General features: G+C 62.5%; 13 protein-coding genes. 9 read left to right on the forward strand and 4 right to left on the reverse strand.

All coding sequences use genetic code 11. The features are described from left to right. A complete protein-coding gene (locus tag AUL39_RS04410; protein WP_059053961.1) occupies positions 1-1,170 on the reverse strand; it encodes an aminoacetone oxidase family FAD-binding enzyme in 1,170 nt (389 codons plus the stop codon). Positions 1,171-1,239: 69 nt separating this feature from the next. Beyond that, positions 1,240-2,121, reverse strand: coding sequence for an Mrp/NBP35 family ATP-binding protein (locus AUL39_RS04415; protein WP_082667229.1), 882 nt, complete (start codon positions 2,119-2,121; stop codon positions 1,240-1,242). A gap of 353 nt (positions 2,122-2,474) precedes the next feature. On the opposite strand from AUL39_RS04415, the gene AUL39_RS04420 reads away from it, so the two are divergent. Next, a complete protein-coding gene (locus tag AUL39_RS04420) occupies positions 2,475-5,804 on the forward strand; it encodes an ABC transporter ATP-binding protein/permease (protein WP_059053963.1) in 3,330 nt (1,109 codons plus the stop codon). Between the two features lie 160 nt (positions 5,805-5,964). On the opposite strand, the gene AUL39_RS04425 is transcribed toward AUL39_RS04420, so the two are convergent. Beyond that, the gene (locus AUL39_RS04425) at positions 5,965-7,191 is read right to left on the reverse strand and encodes a hypothetical protein (protein ID WP_059053965.1); all 1,227 of its coding nucleotides are present in this window, start codon (positions 7,189-7,191) and stop codon (positions 5,965-5,967) included. Between the two features lie 252 nt (positions 7,192-7,443). On the opposite strand from AUL39_RS04425, the gene AUL39_RS04430 reads away from it, so the two are divergent. From AUL39_RS04430 to AUL39_RS04460, 7 genes are all read left to right on the forward strand, one after another. Beyond that, on the forward strand, positions 7,444-8,586 hold the full coding sequence (locus AUL39_RS04430; protein ID WP_059053967.1) for a glycerate kinase family protein: 1,143 nt from the start codon (positions 7,444-7,446) through the stop codon (positions 8,584-8,586). A 121-nt stretch (positions 8,587-8,707) separates the two neighbouring features. Continuing rightward, positions 8,708-9,169: a PTS sugar transporter subunit IIA gene (locus AUL39_RS04435; protein WP_059053969.1), complete on the forward strand. Its 462-nt coding sequence runs from the start codon at positions 8,708-8,710 to the stop codon at positions 9,167-9,169. Between the two features lie 124 nt (positions 9,170-9,293). Continuing rightward, the gene (locus AUL39_RS04440; protein WP_059053971.1) at positions 9,294-9,875 is read left to right on the forward strand and encodes a DJ-1 family glyoxalase III; all 582 of its coding nucleotides are present in this window, start codon (positions 9,294-9,296) and stop codon (positions 9,873-9,875) included. Position 9,876: 1 nt separating this feature from the next. After that, the gene (locus AUL39_RS04445; protein ID WP_059053973.1) at positions 9,877-11,223 is read left to right on the forward strand and encodes a Y-family DNA polymerase; all 1,347 of its coding nucleotides are present in this window, start codon (positions 9,877-9,879) and stop codon (positions 11,221-11,223) included. After that, entirely contained in the window at positions 11,213-11,446 is a 234-nt protein-coding gene (locus AUL39_RS04450; RefSeq protein WP_059053975.1) for a hypothetical protein, read from the forward strand. The genes AUL39_RS04445 and AUL39_RS04450 overlap by 11 nt, the downstream gene beginning before the upstream one ends. Positions 11,447-11,478: 32 nt before the next feature. Next, the gene (locus AUL39_RS04455) at positions 11,479-12,180 is read left to right on the forward strand and encodes an ABC transporter ATP-binding protein (RefSeq protein WP_059053977.1); all 702 of its coding nucleotides are present in this window, start codon (positions 11,479-11,481) and stop codon (positions 12,178-12,180) included. Between the two features lie 29 nt (positions 12,181-12,209). Further along, on the forward strand, positions 12,210-15,536 hold the full coding sequence (locus AUL39_RS04460; protein ID WP_235810750.1) for an FtsX-like permease family protein: 3,327 nt from the start codon (positions 12,210-12,212) through the stop codon (positions 15,534-15,536). Positions 15,537-15,591: 55 nt separating this feature from the next. Here AUL39_RS04460 and AUL39_RS04465 read toward each other — a convergent pair whose 3' ends face one another. Next, entirely contained in the window at positions 15,592-16,998 is a 1,407-nt protein-coding gene (locus tag AUL39_RS04465) for a glycosyltransferase (protein ID WP_153001557.1), read from the reverse strand. Positions 16,999-17,182: 184 nt separating this feature from the next. Between AUL39_RS04465 and AUL39_RS11050 the strand changes: the two genes are divergently transcribed. Beyond that, positions 17,183-17,385: hypothetical protein (locus tag AUL39_RS11050; protein ID WP_153001558.1), on the forward strand; the 203-nt coding region annotated here is incomplete at its 3' end.

Genomic DNA, 17,385 nt, shown 5'->3' on the forward strand with positions numbered 1-17,385 from the left:
CTATCTCCTCTCAGCCAGGCGCGCGGCAGATGCCCCCGCCACCATGCCACTCTTCCAAGCCCACGCAAGGTTGAAGCCGCCGCAGGCGCCGTCGACGTCCACGGCCTCGCCGCAGACAAACACGCCCGGCACGTCCGGACACGCAAGCGTCAAGGCGTCCAGAGCGCTCACGTCAACGCCGCCGGCCGTGACCTGGGCGCGCTTCTCGTCAGCGGTACCCGTGACGAGAAGCTCCACGGACTTTGCGCGAGATACCACGTCTTCTGCTGTGCCACCGCGCTTGCCCAACTGGGCGGCAACCGCATCGTCGAGCAGGCCCACTGTACCCCCGCGCATCGTAAGCTCGCGGGCAATGCCCGCGTCCACCTCGGGGAGCAGATCGAGAGCTACTCTGTCTCCCGGTAGCGCGTTGCGCGAGAGGTCAAAGCTCACGATGCCGGAGATGCCGTACGGCCTGAAGAGCAGCTCGCCCGCCTCGCGCGCAATGGTGGAGCCATTCCGCACAAGGGTCGCCGCAACGCGTGTCCGCCGCCCGTCAAGCGCGGGGAAGTCGAGCCCCTCGCACGCAAGGGGGCACAGGACTGGTCTCGCGTCCACCAGGGGAAGGCCAAGACCACGGGCGAGTGAGCTCTCTCCGCCGCCCGTGGCAATCACGACCGCCTGCGCACCCAGCGTCTCTCGCCGGCCACCCTCAAACGCGGGCACAAGCTCCAAACGATAGTCGCTCGCCACCCGCGAGACGCCGGCAACCTCACGGCCGCAGGCAAGCGTCACGTGTGTCCTGCGCGCCCGTGCCACCAGCACCTCTCGCACGGAGGATGCCTCGCGCGTCACGGGGTAGAGCCTGCCGCCATCCTCCTCGGCTACGGCAAGTCCGCACGCCGAGAAGAAGCCCAGCACGTCTGCGAGAAAGCGCTCCCCGCAGACGGCGGATACAAAGCCGGGGTGCCGGTACCTCTCCGCCGAGAGGTACGTGTTCGCAAGGTTGCAGCGCCCGCCACCTGTGGCGAGGATGCTACGGCCGCATTCAAGCGCGCGCTCGATGACAACCACGCTGGCGCCCGCCTCGGCAGCCGTGATGGCAGCGGCGAGGCCTGACGCCCCGCCGCCCACAACGACTACGTCTACCTGGGCAGGTAGTTGGACCGCCTGTGCCTGTGCAGCAAGCACGCGCTCCCGCGCCAGTCGCGACGGCCCCCGGCCCGCGCGCGATGTGCTTCTCGGCCGAGAGGGCATGCGCTACTCCGCCGCCCCTGACGCCTTGGCGTCATCGAACTCGCAGGTGGAGACAATGGCATCCACGGCCTTGGGCAAGAAGCCCTGGGGCAGCTCGTCCTCAAGGGTGCCATGGTCGCATGCCGCCGCAAGCGCGGGGTCGATGGGCAGCTCGCCCAGCGCGTCGATGCCGTACTCGTCTGCCGTCTGCGCAAGGTGGCTCGGCCCGTACGGCCAGATCTTCTCGCCGCAGTGGGGGCAGGTGACATAGGCCATGTTCTCGACAAGGCCAAGCACGGGCACGCTCATCATGGACGCCATGTTGAACGCCTTGCCCACGACCATCTGCACGAGGTCCTGCGGCGAAGAGACAACCACCACGCCCTCGATGGGCAGGGACTGGAACACGGTGAGAGGCACGTCGCCCGTTCCCGGGGGCATGTCGACGAGCAGGTAGTCAAGCTCGCCCCAGGCGCACTCCTCGAAGAACTGCCTGAGGGCGCCCGCGATCACCGGCCCGCGCCACACGATGGGGTCGGTCTCGTTCTCGAGGACGAGGTTGGCGCTCATGACCTCGATGCCGCCCTTGGTGGTTGCAGGCACCAGGATGTCGTTCACTGCGGTGGCGCGCTCGCCGGCTAGGCCCAGCATCTTGGGGATGGAGGGGCCGGTGATGTCTGCGTCAAGGATGCCCACGCGTGCGCCGGAGCGTGCCAGCTCAACGGCAAGGCTGCCGCAGACAAACGACTTGCCTACGCCGCCCTTGCCGGAAATGACCCCAATCACGTGGTGGATCTTGGTGTACTCGTTCTGCTTGAAGCCGGCCGGGCCCTGCGCCGCCTTCGAGTGGCCGTGCAGCACCTCATCCATCTCCCGCTTGATCTTCTCTTCGTTGGCGTCTGCCATGGCGTTCCTTTCCTTCTCGCCGCTGGGCGGCGCGTAAGTTGCACGGTCAATTCTACCCAAGGGCGCAGAAGGCGAGAGGGTTGTGCCGCTGGCGGTTCATCGCCAGTGCCTTTCGGGGCTGCCACGAGCGCAGTTTAGCTCCATTTCTTAATTCGGTTGCCAGCGACCTGCGCAAACGTGGCGGCTGTTTAAGAAATGGAGCTAAACTCTGCCAATCCGCTTGGACAACGCGTGGTGCGGCCTGCTCTCAAACTTGGTATCTCTTTCGTAGACCTATCCCACAGGAACGATTCACCAAGGTTAGCTTGGGTAAGCTGGGATGAGCCAGAATAACGTCAACCGACAGGAATCGCATGCTCGAACTCAGGGACATCTCCAAAAAGTATGTTACCGGAAACTTCACGCAGGTGGCGCTCGACTACATCAGCGTGGCCTTCCGCGACTCCGAGTTCGTGGCGGTTCTCGGCCCCTCGGGTTCGGGCAAGACCACGATGCTCAACGTGGTGGGCGGCCTCGACCACTTTGACTCCGGCGATCTTCTGGTTGACGGCATCTCTACACAGCGCTTCCGCGACCGCGACTGGGACGCCTACCGCAACAACCGCATCGGATTCGTGTTCCAGAGCTACAACCTCATCCCGCACCAGACCATCCTTGCTAACGTGGAGCTGGCGCTCACGCTCTCGGGCGTCTCTCGCACGGAGCGACGCGAGCGCGCCCTCAAGGCACTTGCTGACGTGGGCCTTGCCGACCACGTGGACAAGCGACCGGCCCAGCTCTCGGGCGGGCAGATGCAGCGCGTGGCCATTGCGCGCGCCCTCATCAACGACCCCGAGATCCTTCTTGCCGACGAGCCCACGGGCGCCCTTGACTCGGTGACGTCCGTGCAGGTGATGGACCTCCTCAAGGAGGTCTCGCGCGACCGGCTGGTGGTGATGGTCACCCACAATCCCGAGCTTGCCCGCCAGTACGCCACGCGCATCGTCGAACTGCGCGACGGCCACATCACGAGTGACTCAGACCCCTTCGAGCCCGGTCCGGAGGAGGAGCGCCGCCCTGCCAAGCCCACACGCAAGACCTCGATGTCGTTCCTCACGGCTTTGGGGCTCTCGTTCAACAACCTCATGACCAAGAAGGGCCGAACCTTCCTCACGGCGTTTGCGGGCTCGATTGGCATCATTGGCATTGCGGCCATTCTCGCCCTGTCAAACGGCGCGAACAACTACATCAGGAACACCGAGGAGGAGATGCTCACTGTCTACCCCCTCACCATCGAGGGAACGTCGCTCAACCTCACGAGCGTCCTCTCCTCGGTAAGCGGCTCGGGCGGCGGCTCCTCTTCCGGCGACCCCCTTGCGGCCAACAATACTCAGAGCGTGGAGGGAAGCGACAGCATCGGTGAGGCCTCCACCATCACCAACATGTTCAAGAGCGTGGGGAAAAACGACCTCAAGTCGCTCAAGGCGTACCTGGATGCCAACGGTGGCGGCATCGACACGTACGCCCATGCCATCCAGTACTCCTATAACGTCACGCCCTATCTCTATCTTCAGAACGATGACGGGACGGTTGTGCAGGTAAACCCCGAGTCATCCTTCGAACAGCTGGGCTCCGGCGTGAGCTCCTCCATCACTTCGAGCATGACCTCGCAGACAAGCGCGTTCCACGAGCTGCTCGATGACACGGACCTCATCGAAGGGCAGTACGACCTTGTGGCGGGGGAGTGGCCTACGGAAGCGGACGAGCTTCTCGTGGTCCTGAGGCCTGACGGCACAATCCCGGACCTCGATGCGTTTGAGCTTGGCCTTCGCGACCACAGCCAGCTCGACTACATGGTCTCCACGCTCACGCAGTCGAACACCTCCGCGGACGAGGAATCTGCGATCGACGAGTCCGAGGGCTCCTCGTATCCCGTGGCGGACATTCTCGCCAGCATGCTCAAGCTCGTCTACCCCTCGGACGTCTACTCCTACGACGCGGAGTATGGCGTATGGACCGACAAGACGGATGACGACGCGTTCATGCAGGAGCTTGTCTCCCAGGGCATGGACGTGAAGGTTGTGGGCATTGTCCAGGCGAAGGACAGCTCGTCCTCGCTCAGCCCCGGCATCTACTACACAAGCGCCCTCACGCGCCAGGTCATGGACCACGCCGCCCAAAGTGAGATCGTTCAGCAGCAGCTTGCGGACCCCGCAACCGACGTCTTTACGGGGAAGAGCTTCATCGAGGAGGCGTCGGGGGCGAGCGAGGAGAACATCGACCTCTCGAACCTCTTTAACGTGGACGCGGATGCCCTGAAGGCGTCGTTCTCCTTTGACACCTCGAAGCTGGATGTGGACCTCTCGTCGCTGGACATGAGCACCATGACCACACCGCAGGTGGACGTGCCTGCGCTTGACCTCTCTGGCGTGGACTTCACGAACGTCGACCTCTCTGGGGTCGACGTGTCGAAGCTCGATACGCAGGAGCTTCAGGAGCTGATGCCGGACTTCTCGGACGTGGATTGGGCAAGCATCATCTCTAACCTCGACATCAAGTACGACCAGTCCGCCGCCGATGCCCTCATGAGCCAGCTCACAACCGAGTACCAGGCCTACATGCGCGAGCATCCTGACGCAAACCCCCAGGACTACTTCATGTCCGAGCAGGGGAGACAGACCATAGAGACAGGCGTCGAGAAGATCGTTAACTTCGATGACATCCAGCGACAGCTTAAGGAGCAGCTCGACCCCATTGTGGACGAGAAGGTCAGTGACTCTGTTGCCAAGGCGCTGAAGTCCCAGATCGTCAAGCAGCTTGCCTCGCAGATTGCGTCCCAGCTTGCGGTCCAGATTACGAATGCCCTCACGAGCTACATCCAGTCTGCGATGACGCAGGTTATGACCCAGGTCTCCACCGCGCTTCAGACCCAGCTCACTTCTGCCATGCAGTCGAGCATGGACAAGCTCGCGGGGAGCCTGGCGAGCGCGATGTCTGTCGACGCCGACAAGATCAAGAGCGCCTTCTCGCTCAACGTGGACGAGACCCAGTTGCGCGAGCTCATGATGAGCATGCTCACTAACAGCAGTGCCACCTACGACGACAACCTGGTTAAGCTGGGCTATGCAGACCCCGAGACCCCCTCCGAGATAGACATCTATCCGGGCAACTTCGACGACAAGGAGCAGGTCATCAGGATTCTGGACGAGTACAACGCCTCCCAGACCGACGACGCAAAGAAGATCACCTACACGGACTTGGTGGGGACGCTCATGGAGTCGGTCACGCGCATCGTGAACATGATCTCCTACCTGCTCATTGCGTTTGTCTCGATATCGCTCATTGTCTCCTCGATCATGATTGCCGTCATCACGTACATCTCGGTGCTGGAGCGCAAGAAGGAGATAGGCATCCTGCGATCGATTGGCGCCTCGAAGCACAACGTGAGCTCGGTCTTCAATGCGGAGACCGTGATCGAGGGGCTAGTTTCCGGCGTGATGGGCATCGCGATAACGCTTGCGGCCTCCATACCGGTGAACGCCTACGTGCTCAACCGCTATGCCGTGGCAGACATCATGCAGCTCTCATGGCAGCATGCCGTAATCCTCATTGGCATCAGCGTGCTGCTCACCTTCCTCGCGGGGTTGATTCCGGCTTCCAAGGCGTCGCGGGAGGACCCGGTAGAGGCGCTGCGCAGTGAGTAGGGGGCTCTTGGCTTCTGGATTCCTCTGGGCCAACCCTCCTGGTTAACCTCCGAGCTAACCCTCCTGGTTAACCTCCGAGCTAACCCTCCTGGTTAACCTCTGAGCTAACCCTCCTGGGCTGTTGAGAAGAAATTCGCCATTTTTCAGGCTTTGGGCGACGCTATTTGTCCAGATTTTTCTCAACAGTACCCGGGAGCAAATCTGCCGCTGCTGGATTACCGGCTTCCGGACGCTTGGTGCGGCGTCCGGCGCTGCGCCTGTGCCACGGCCCCTGAATAACCTCGATGTTTACAAGGCAAGAACCCAGCTGCATCTGGAGCGTGCCTTGCAGATGGTTGCGAATCCACTGCTCATTCCGACGCTGCTGGCGTGCCCTGGCAAGCAGGCGGGCAGCTGCGCGCGGAGACGCAATTTCCTTTGGTGTGCCGACCCACGGAACCCCGTACGTCGAGAGCAGTCTCCACATGTAAACCTTGTCGCATCTCTGGCGTGCCGTGAACCGAAGCACTCTAATGCCCGCCGCGGCAATATGGGATTCTCGCTGACGTTCTGCCACAAGGGCGTCAAGCGTGCTCCCACCAGCAAGCATCTCCATGTTGGTGTACTTCTCGAAGCCGTCGTGTTCTTCGCCAATGAGCTGCCCGTTTGCAAGCCGCCAGGCGAAGTCCAGACGGTATGGATGATCTGGGTTGAGTGGATTGGGAACCTCCACCTGAAGCTCTGGACAAGCAAATCCCAGCTCAAGCATGGTTGCTCGCGAGAGTGACTCGCCGCCGTTCTCAGCGCGGCCATCGGCGTGCAAGGCGCAGACGTACGCCTGTGCGGCACCCCTTACCCCTCTTCCCCTTGACAGGACGTACTCAATGAGCTGGTCTTTTTCGACTAGCCCGGCCCGAAGGGCGGAGTCTGCAACAACAAGACCCTCGGAAAATGGCATCCAGCGCATGCAATCAAAGACAGTCTGGAGTATTGGCGTCACACGGAGTCCATCGATGGCCGCCACGTTGCTCGCGGAGGTTTCCATTCGTCGAAGGGTGCCCATCCGTCCCGAGTGTCCGTGAGGTCCAACGGCCAGCATTATCCTATCTAGCTGGTAATACGAGACCGAAAGGCCGTGAATGAGAGCGGCGGTTGTCCCGCAGAACACCCATGATGGGTGCTTGTCCTGCAATGCCCTTGCTAGCCAGAGGTGCTGGGCATCGGGCCTAAGTCCCTCCCAGTCTGATGGGCTTGCGTAGACCCTTGGACACACCCGCACAAGGTCTCCGGCGGCTGCCATTCGTGAGGCTACACGTTCGTCCTTCTCCGCATCAGGCGAGAAGAAGGCAAGCCCAGCAGCTGCTCGGTTTACCTGATTCATGAGCCTTGCCCGCGCCGCCTTTGACATGACGTCACCTTCTTTTGCCTCCGGGCCTATCTGTGGCAGTCTAGTATCACTCATAACGTGGTTAGAGAGGTAAAACTCGGGTAAGCGGCTTTTGTCTGACGCTGCTGAGAAGGATTTGGACATTTTTCGGACCCTTGAGGCTCTAATGTGTCGAATTAGTTCTCAACAGTACCGGTTGGCGACTGGCGAGCGGCGCCGGGCGACAACTGGCGAGCGGCGTCGGTGCCGCCGCGCACAGAGAGGGGAGTGCACATGAGGTTTGTCTTCGCATCCGATTCGCTTAAGGGCACCATCAGCTCTGCTCGCGCGGCTGCCATTCTCGCGGAGGAGGCCACGCGCGTGTTTCCCGGCGTGTCCTGCACCAGGCTTGCCGTGGCAGATGGGGGAGAGGGGACCGTCGATGCCGTAGTTGCCTCTCTCGGAGGATCTCGCATCGACGCGACTGTCGAGGACCCCCTTGGCAGACCGGTCGAGGCAATGTACGGCATGCTCCCCGGGAACCGTGCCATCATCGAGATGGCCGCTGCCTCGGGACTGCCGCTTCTCACGCACGCGGAGCGAAACCCCATGCTCACCAGCACCTTTGGCACGGGCCAGCTCGTGCTTCACGCACTGCGAAACGGTGCCACTGAGGTAACCCTTGCCATTGGCGGTAGCGCCACCAACGACGGTGGCATGGGGGCCATGCGCGCGCTGGGCGTGCGCTTTCTTGACGCCGCGGGAGGGGAGCTCGATGGCACCGGCGCAGATCTGGCCCGCGTGGCAAGCATCGACGCCACCGGCCTTGACCCGCTCGTCTCGCACGCGCGCTTCCGGCTCCTATGCGACGTCGACAACCCGCTCCTTGGCCCCTGCGGTGCCACGCGCGTCTTTGCCCCGCAAAAGGGTGCCAGCCCGCAGCAGATCGAGGAGCTCGAGGAAGGCATGGCATCATACGCGAACGTGCTCGAGCGTACGCTCGGCAGCAGTGCGGACCAGCCTGGCGACGGGGCGGCAGGCGGCCTTGGCGCGGCGGTGCGCCTCTTCCTTGGGGCAACATCGGTTTCGGGCATCGATTGGGTTCTCGACGTTGTGGGCCTTGACCAGGCGCTTCTCGGCGCTGACCTCTGCATTACGGGGGAGGGCCACGCGGACGAGCAGTCACTTCACGGCAAGGTGGTCTCGGGCGTGGCGGCGCGCTGCAAGCAGGCGGGTGTGCCCTGCGTGGCTATCGTGGGCGGCATGGACCCCAGTGCCCTTGACCTCTCAAACCTGGGCGTAGATGCACTTGTGCCCACGGTTATCGACTGCAGTGACGTGACGGACGCCCTTTTGCATGCCGAGAGGAACTACCATCTTGCCGCAGCAAGGGTCTTCTCTCTCTTGAAGCTGGGCAGGGGTCTTCCCATTACGTAAGCCGCGCGTATCCCGCTCCAATTCTTGGGCGCAACGAGCTTCCCTGCTACTATTATGTAGAAAGAGGTCATCGTGCCCATGCGCGATGCCACACGTTTTCCTACGTCCAAAGGAGCACCCAGTGAGCGATTTCGTAACTTCCAACGACGTCTTTGTTAACCAGCACGCCGAGAGCCGCGACGAGGTGCTGCGCTTCATCTCCCAGAAGGCAGTCGAGCTTGGCGTCACCGATGACGCCGATGCCGTCTACAAGGCCTTTATCGCCCGCGAGGACATGGGCGAGACGGGCATGACCGACGGCTTTGCCGTGCCGCACGCCAAGGACGCCGCCATCAAGAAGGCAGCCGTCATCGTCTTCAAGAACGACCACGCCCTCGATTGGCCTTCCTTCGACGAGAAGCCTGTCGACATTGCCATCTCGCTGCTGGTCCCCGCCGGCGAGGCTGGCACCACGCACATCAAGCTGCTGTCCAAGACCGCCGTCCTGCTCATGAAGGACGACTTCAAGAACCTCGTGCGTGGCTCCGACGATCCCCAGGCTATCGCCGACGCCATCAACAAGGGCATTAACGATCAGGACTAAGCCAACGGGACGGGGTTTCCTTGTCCTGTGTAGCTGCTGATTTCGAGGGCGGCCGCATTTGCGCGCCGCCCTTCTTATGATGAGACAAAGGGAAACTCCCTTTGTCTCATGAGAGGAGTACGGAATGTTCAGGCAGTCGACCGACAAGCGCGTCGCAGTGTTCGTGGCCAACGGGCTCGAGGAAATCGAGGGCCTTACGGTGGTTGACCTGCTCTTCCGCGCGGGCATCCCTACAGACACCGTGTCCATCACGCCGGAGCGCACCGTGACCTCCTCGCACCAGGTTACCATCACCTGCGACCGTTCAATTGCGGACGAAGGCTTCTCCTTCGATGACTACGACATGCTCGTGCTCCCTGGCGGCATGCCGGGAACGCTCAACCTCAAGGCGTGCGAACCCCTCACCGCTGCCGTCATGGCCTTCGACCAGGCGGGCAAGGGCGTGGCTGCCATCTGCGCCGCCCCATCGATCTTGGCCGAGCTAGGCATTCTTACCAACCGTCCCGCAACCTCGAACCCCAACTTCCAGCACGTGCTGGTGGAGAACGGCGCCATCCTCTCGGAGGAGCCTGCCGTGGTGGACAGCAACGTGATCACCAGCAAGGGCATGGCAACCGCTATCCCGTTTGGCCTCGAGATTGTCCGCTGGTTCCTGGGGGATGCCGCCGTCGAGGATCTCAAGCCCCGCATCGTGCTCGAGCACTAGCGTGGCAGACGCCCTTGCGGCGCGCGCACAGGAGCGCCAGTACCTCTGCATAGATCTCAAGAGCTTCTACGCCAGCGTTGAGTGCGTGGAGCGCGGCCTTGACCCGCTCGCGACGCGCCTCGTGGTGGCCGATCCCTCGCGCACTGAGAAGACCATCTGCCTTGCGGTCTCGCCGGCCATGAAGGCGCTGGGCGTGCGCAACCGCCGCCGCGTCTTCGAGATCCCCCAGACCATCGACTACGTGATGGTGCCGCCGAGAATGGCGCTCTACATGGAGCGCTCGTGTGACGTCTATGCGGTCTACCTGCGCTGGATTGCCCCGGAAGACATCCACGTCTACTCGATAGACGAGGCCTTCATGGACATCACGGGCTATCTCGACCTCTACGGCTGCACGGCGCGCGAGCTTGGTGAGCGCATTCGCGAGGATGTGGTGAAGACCACTGGCATCCCCGCCACCTGCGGGCTTGGTACCAACCTCTACCTGGCAAAGATCGCACTCGACATCACCGCCAAGCACAGCAGGGACTTCTTTGGCGAGCTGGACGAGGAGACTTATCGCGCCACGCTCTGGAACCACCGTCCCATCACGGACTTCTGGCGCGTGGGCCCTGGCATTGCCGAGCGCCTGGCAGCCATGGGCATACATACCATGGGCCAGGTTGCCACCTACCCAGCCGAGCCCCTCTACCGGGAGTTTGGCGTTGACGCGGAGATACTCATCGACCACGCCTGGGGCGTGGAGCCCGTGACTATGGCAGACATCAAGGCCTATCGCTCCGGCTCACATTCCGTCTCGACGGCGCAGGTTCTCGGCTGCAACCGAGACTTTGCCGGTGCGCGCATCATTGCTCGCGAGATGGCAGACTCTCTCGCGCTCGACCTCGTTGACCAGCGGCTTGTTGCCAGTGGCGTGAGCCTGTACGTGGGATACGACCTCTCGGCCGAGGAGCGCGCGGGCATTCGTGACCGCTCGGACCCTCGTGCCTGGTACCGCGCCGTTGCCTCCGCCGGCGGCACCGAGCGTCTCCTTGTGCCCACCAGCTCGCGCGAACAGATCATGGCTGCAATCACGCGCATCTTCGATTCCTCCGTTGACCGTTCGCGCCCGGTGCACCGCCTTGGCCTCACGGCCACAGGCGTGCTTTCCGAGGATGCCCCCGGCGTCCAGGACAGCCTCTTTGCCACACCAGAAGCGGACGCCCGTGAGCGCCGCCGGCAGGAGGCCATCAGCGCCGTGAAGCGCAAGTTTGGAAAGAACTCGCTGCTCAAAGGCGTGGACCTTCTCCCCGAGGCAACCACGCGCGAGCGCAACCTGCAGATTGGGGGTCATCGCAGTGGAGAGTAGCGCCGCCGGCGGGCGCGCCACGCCACATCCGCGCCAGCCCATGCCCCTCTCGGAGCGGGCAAAGATCTTCTCGCCATTTGACCCGCTCAAGGGGTATCGCGCCATGCTCGCCGAGCGCGAGCGCCAGCAGGAGGAGGGTACCGCCCACGGGCCAAGGCCGTGGCCTCACCCGGCGCCGCCTGCCATCCAGCGCGGTCCCGGGCATAATGTGGACAAGGACTGATGGCTGGGTACCGCTGGGATTGGGCGTGTTACATGGCATTTGTTGAGTTCAGGGACGTCTGTAAGACCTACCACATGGGTAGCGTCGAAGTCCATGCGGTTGCCGGCATGTCCTTCGACATCGAGGAGGGCGAGCTCTGCGTGATTGTGGGGCCGTCCGGCGCCGGCAAGACCACGGTACTCAACATGCTTGGAGGCATGGACTCCTGCACCTCCGGGTCCATCCGGCTTGCGGGCCGCGAGGTCTCGGGGCTCTCTGAGCACGACCTCACACTCTACCGCCGGCATGACATTGGCTTTGTGTTCCAGTTCTACAACCTGGTGCAGAACCTCACCGCACTCGAGAACGTCGAGCTCGCAAGCCAGATTTGCACGGATCCGCTTCCGGCAGCCGAGGTGCTTGACGAGGTTGGCCTCGCCGAGCGCAAGGACATGTTTCCGGCGCAGCTCTCCGGCGGTGAGCAGCAGCGCGTTGCCATTGCCCGCGCGCTTGCCAAGAACCCCAAGCTTCTGCTCTGCGACGAGCCCACGGGTGCCCTGGACTACGTGACGGGCAAGCAGATTCTGGGGCTTCTCCAGCGCACCTGCCGCGAGCGCGGCCGCACCGTGGCAATTGTGACCCACAACTCCGCCTTCACCCAGATCGCTAACCGAGTGATTCACGTGCGAGAGGGACGCGCCGAGAGCGTCGAGACAAACGAGTACCCGCTCGATGCGGCAGAGGTCGAGTGGTAGGGGTGGCAGCCTCGCCGTTCACAAGAAGTGTGTGGAGGAGCATCCGCGGCTCGATGGGGCGCTTCCTTGCCATCACGGGCATCGTGGCCCTGGGCTGCGGCTTTTTGGCCGGCCTGCAGATGTCAGGACGAGACATGCGCCTTGCCGCGGACCGCTGGTTTGATGGCTGCAAGCTCTATGACCTGCGGCTGGTTTCCACGAAGGGCTTCTCGGAGAAGGACGTGGAGCGCGTCTCGTCTACCGAGGGCGTCACGGCGGTCATGCCCTCAAGCTCCACCGACGTGATGGCGCGCGTTGGCAACGAGCAGATGGCCGTGCGCATCACGTCGCTCGACGCGGATGCGGCGCAAGCGGCGACAAGCACGTCTGACGAGACGGTCGAGTCCTCCGACAACTCCTACCTCAACCGCGTGCACCTGACGGCGGGGCGCTGGCCGCAGTCTGCTGACGAGTGCTTGCTCGACGGTGATGCTGCCACGCCCGGCCTTGAAGTGGGCGATACGGTGGAGGTCCTCTACGGTACGGATGACCTCGACGGCACGCTTTCGGTGCGCACCTTCACCGTGGTGGGGCTCATGAGCTCGCCGAGCTATCCCTACACAGGCACCTTTGGCACCACGACGCTTGGTGACGGGTCCGTGAAGCAGGTGGCCTACGTGCTGCCCTCGGCCTTCTCGGACGACTACCCATGGACCACGCTCTACCTGAGCGTCGATGGGGCGGACGCAGCCGTGAGCGGAAGCTCGTTCTACGAAGATGCCATCTCACCCACGGAGGAGGCGCTCTCCGCACGCCTGGACGAGCTGGCCCAGGCACGTCTCGATGATCTGCGCCAGGATGCCCAGGCCAAGGTGGACGACGCGCAGGCTCAGCTCGACCAGGAGCGCGCGGACGCGGAATCGCAGCTTGCGGATGCCAAGTCGCAGCTGGACGACGCGGCGCAGCAGATTGCCTCGGGTGAGGAAGAGATTGCCTCCGGCAGGGCGCAACTCGAGGATGGCCGGGCGCAGCTCGAACAAAAGCGTGCCGAGGCAGCATCGCAGCTGCAGGACGCCCAGGACCAGATCGATGCCAACCAGGCAACGCTCGACCAACAGCGTCAGGAGCTCGAGACGAGCACGTCCGCCCTGCTCGCGCAGACTGGCGCCTCCTCGCTCGACGAGGCGGCCTCCTCGCTTTTTGCCCAGAAGGAGCAGGCCAGCGCAGGTATCGATGCCCTCGAACAGCAGATTTCTGCCTTGGAGGCGCTGGGTGACGCTGCGGATCAGGCAACGCTCGAGGCCCTGCGCGCTCAGCTTGCAGCGGCGCAGACATCACTCGACCAGGTAAACCAGGCGCTTGTGGGCGTGGAACAGCTCTCCTCGGCGCAGGCGCAGCTTACGGACACCCAGTCCCAGCTTGACGCCGCCAATGCCCAGCTCGACCAGCAGCGCGCGAGCGCCGAGGCAGAGCTTGCGGCTGCTCAGGCCACGCTCGACCAGAACGAGGCCCAGCTTGCCCAGGCCGAAGACCAGCTGGCGGACGCCAAGGCAAGCTACGAGGAGGGCCTTGCCAACTACCAGGAGCAGGAAGCAGACGTCCAGTCGCAGCTCGATGACGCACAGGCGAAGATCGATGATGCCCAGGCCCAGGTAGACGCGCTCGAGAAGCCCGACGTCTACCTGCTCGACCGCACGCAGGACGAGGGCGTCGAGACCTATATGCAGGACACGCGCCGCATGGACGGCATCGCTAACGTCTTTCCGGTCTTCTTCTTCCTCGTGGCTGCGCTTGTTGCGCTTACCACCATGACCCGCATGGTAGAGGACGACCGCGTCCTTATCGGCACACTCAAGGCTCTGGGCTACTCCAAGGGCCGCATCGCCTCGCGCTACCTGGTCTATGCCGCCATCGCCAGCGTGGGAGGTGCGGTTCTGGGTATCACCGTGCTCTCGCAGGCGCTTCCGGCCATCATCATGGCTTCCTACGGCGTTATCTACGCCGTGCCTGCCATGGCATGGCCGCTTCCCGTGGACCCCGCGGTGGCTCTGGTGTCTGGTGGCGTGGGCGTGGGCGTGACGCTTGTCGCTACCTGGGGTGCGGTTGTCTCAAGCCTGCGCGAGACGCCCGCCCAGCTCATGCTCCCGCTGGCGCCCAAGCCAGGGAAGCGGATTCTTCTCGAGGGCATCCGCCCGCTCTGGAACAGGCTCTCGTTCTCGTGGAAGGTCACCTGCCGCAACATGTTCCGCTACAAGCGCCGTCTTGCCATGACGGTGGCTGGGGTGGCGGGCTGCACGGCGCTGCTCTTGGTGGGCTTTGGCCTTCACGATGCCATCTGGGACATCATCGACTGCCAGTACGGACCCATCGTTCGCTACGACACCACTGTGGGGCTCAAGGACGGTGCCACCGATGAAGACATGGCTGCCGTGGAGGACATCCTTGCCTCGACCGGCCAGGTGACACGCGAGGACCGCGTGCAGGAGGTCACCATGCACGCCGGCGCCAGCAGCGGCACCACAGACACGCTGCGCGTGAGCGTGGTTGTCCCGCAGGATGCGTCCACCTTCGAGGGCGCGGTGACGCTGCGGAGCCGCACCACGCACGAGGAGATACCCTTCGACAACGACTCCGTTGTCATTACCGAGAAGCTCGCGACCCGCCTGGGCATTGGCGTTGGCGACACGGTGGTGCTTCGCGACGTGGACGAGGTGGGCAACGCAACGGGCGAGGGGCATGCCCTTACGGTGACCGGCATCTGCGAGAACTACGTGGGGAACTACGTCTACGTGGGGCCCGATGCCTGGACCAAGGTGGATGCAAGTGAGCCGTCCTTCTCGACCGTTCTGGTGGCAACCACGCTCGACGCGGACGGACGCACCGCGCTCTCCGAGGCGCTCCACGACGAGGGCGCTGTCTCGACCGTGGCTTTCTCGTCCGAGACGATCGAGCTCTACCGGTCCATGCTCTCGGTGGTGGATGCGGTTGTCGTCGTGTTGGTGGTCTCGGCCGCGGCACTTGCTTTCATCGTGCTCTACAACCTCACGAACATCAACGTGGCCGAGCGCGTGCGTGAGATAGCAAGCCTGCGCGTGCTTGGGTTTACACGCCGAGAGGTTCACGCCTACATCTTCCGCGAGATAGTCATTACCGCGGCAATTGGCGACGCGGTGGGCTTGCTTCTGGGGACGTGGCTCGAGAACTTCGTAGTCACCACTGCCGAGGTCGACTACGTGATGTTTGGGCGCACCATCCACGCGACGAGCTATGGCTTTGCATTTGCCCTCACGATGGGATTCACGCTGCTAGTGATGCTCGCTATGCGGCGCCACCTCGACGCCGTTGACATGGTGGAGAGCCTGAAGAGCGTGGACTAATGTACGGCTGTGCAAAGTGGCCTGAAAAAGCTGTCGGTCGAGTTCCTTAGCGCTGTTACCGATGCCTTGCAAGGTGATCTCGGATAAACCTTGGTGGGGCTGTTACGGCACGCCCAATTTTGAAAGAGATTGAGGTGTCGAATCGGGCGACTTTCGCACGCTCGGCGGCAAGCTCCCCCTCTAGTTCTTGGATGCGAGAGTCCTTCTCGCGTAGGTCATTTGACTGGCGCTCCACATCATTGGCAAGCTCATGGCACCTCTGCGTGGCCCTTGCGGTCTCGTCTGCAAGCCGCGTGTACCCTCCTGCAAGAGATTCCATAAGACGAGTCTGAGTGTCGTCGACCTTGTCGCCATCAGCAGATGCCTGCGCGAGAGCCGCAGCCAGCACGTGATGCCACTCGCCGTAGATGTCCTTGTCGCAGAGTTCTCGTACGCGCTGATACTCCTGTTTCGAGATGGAACTGTAGGTGTTGTCGCTACAGTCAGCGAGAAAGACAAGCGCGTTTACGAACTGCTCGACGTCGTTCCAGGGAACTTGCATTACGCCGCTATCCCTTGTTGGCTCGCAGTTTGGCAGCTCGAAGCAGACCGAGGGGACGCCAACGTTCATTGCCTCGCAAAGAGTTAGGCAGAAGCCCTCTACGGGTGACGTCTGGATGTATATGTCGGAATCGACGAGGTATGGCGTGCAGTCGTTCACCCAGCCAACGAAGGTCACCGCATCTGCGATGCCCCTTTGAGCAGCCAGGTCCTTGAGACCCGCAAGAACGTTGTCGTCGCCCCCGCCTACGATAACGAGCCGATAGTCTGGCCGCACACGATGGAACGCTGAGAAGACCTCAATTGCCAGGTCGGGACGCTTCTCGCGCGGATCGAGTCTTCCGCACCATACGACAGTGCGGGTGCCTCTTACGTGGGGGATTGTTGTGCCTTGTGCAAGGTAGTCGCCAACGGGATTGGTAACGAGGAACGAGTTTGGGCACCAAGTCTTCCAGAACAGCACATCCGACTGGCCAAGCGCCGCAACCGCATCTGCGCTTTGAGCGCATGTTCTCATGGTGTGCAGGAGCGATTGGCCGTCGGGCTTGTCAACAAAGTAAGCGACGCAGCTCTGTGGGAAGTACACGAATTTGGCGCCAGCCGCCTGTATGGCTGCCTCGTCCTGGATTGCTTTAGTAGAGAGCCAACTTGCATACACCACAACCTTGATGTTTCGCTGGGCGATTGTGTCCTGAATAAGTTGGCTACGCGCGTCTCCAGCCGAGGGGAGGACTACGCAATCAACTGAGCTGGGCAGTTCTTGGTGGTTTTCGGAAAGCGGAATGTCGGTAAGAAGTGTGACGGGATATCCGTGCTCAACAAAACATTTGATGAGCAGAGAAGTCACCTTCTCGCCGCCGCCAATGCCAAACGTAAAGTAATGGAAGGCAATTGCGGGTTTATCGCTTTCGGTGCTTGGCATAGGCAAGTCCTCATTACCGAGATTATTCCCTTCGGGTTTTCCCAAGTCTAGCAGTTGGCGCACGCCTTCTTTGCTTGGATTCGTTGCTTCTGACAAACGTGTGCAATGCTCAAATTGACGAGAGACTATACTTGTGACTGAAAAATTCACAAAAGAGTCACCAAACAGAACCTCTTGGAGGTCGATGAGTTTGAAACCAGTCAACCGTCTAGTGGGTCTGGCCTTGGCGCTCGTCTGTACTCTAGCCGTTACGCTGCCTGCAATTGCTGAGTCCGCTGTCGCACCTGGGTGGTCCTTCACCGGCGTGAGCCTCTCCGCCCCCAGCGTCACCTCCGGCGAGCCCGTGACGGTCACCCCGCAGGTGACCGGCGACCTCGAGGGGGCCGA

Origin of the sequence: Tractidigestivibacter scatoligenes (assembly GCF_001494635.1) — a bacterium.
In the GTDB taxonomy this organism is placed as follows: Bacteria; Actinomycetota; Coriobacteriia; order Coriobacteriales; family Atopobiaceae; genus Tractidigestivibacter; species Tractidigestivibacter scatoligenes.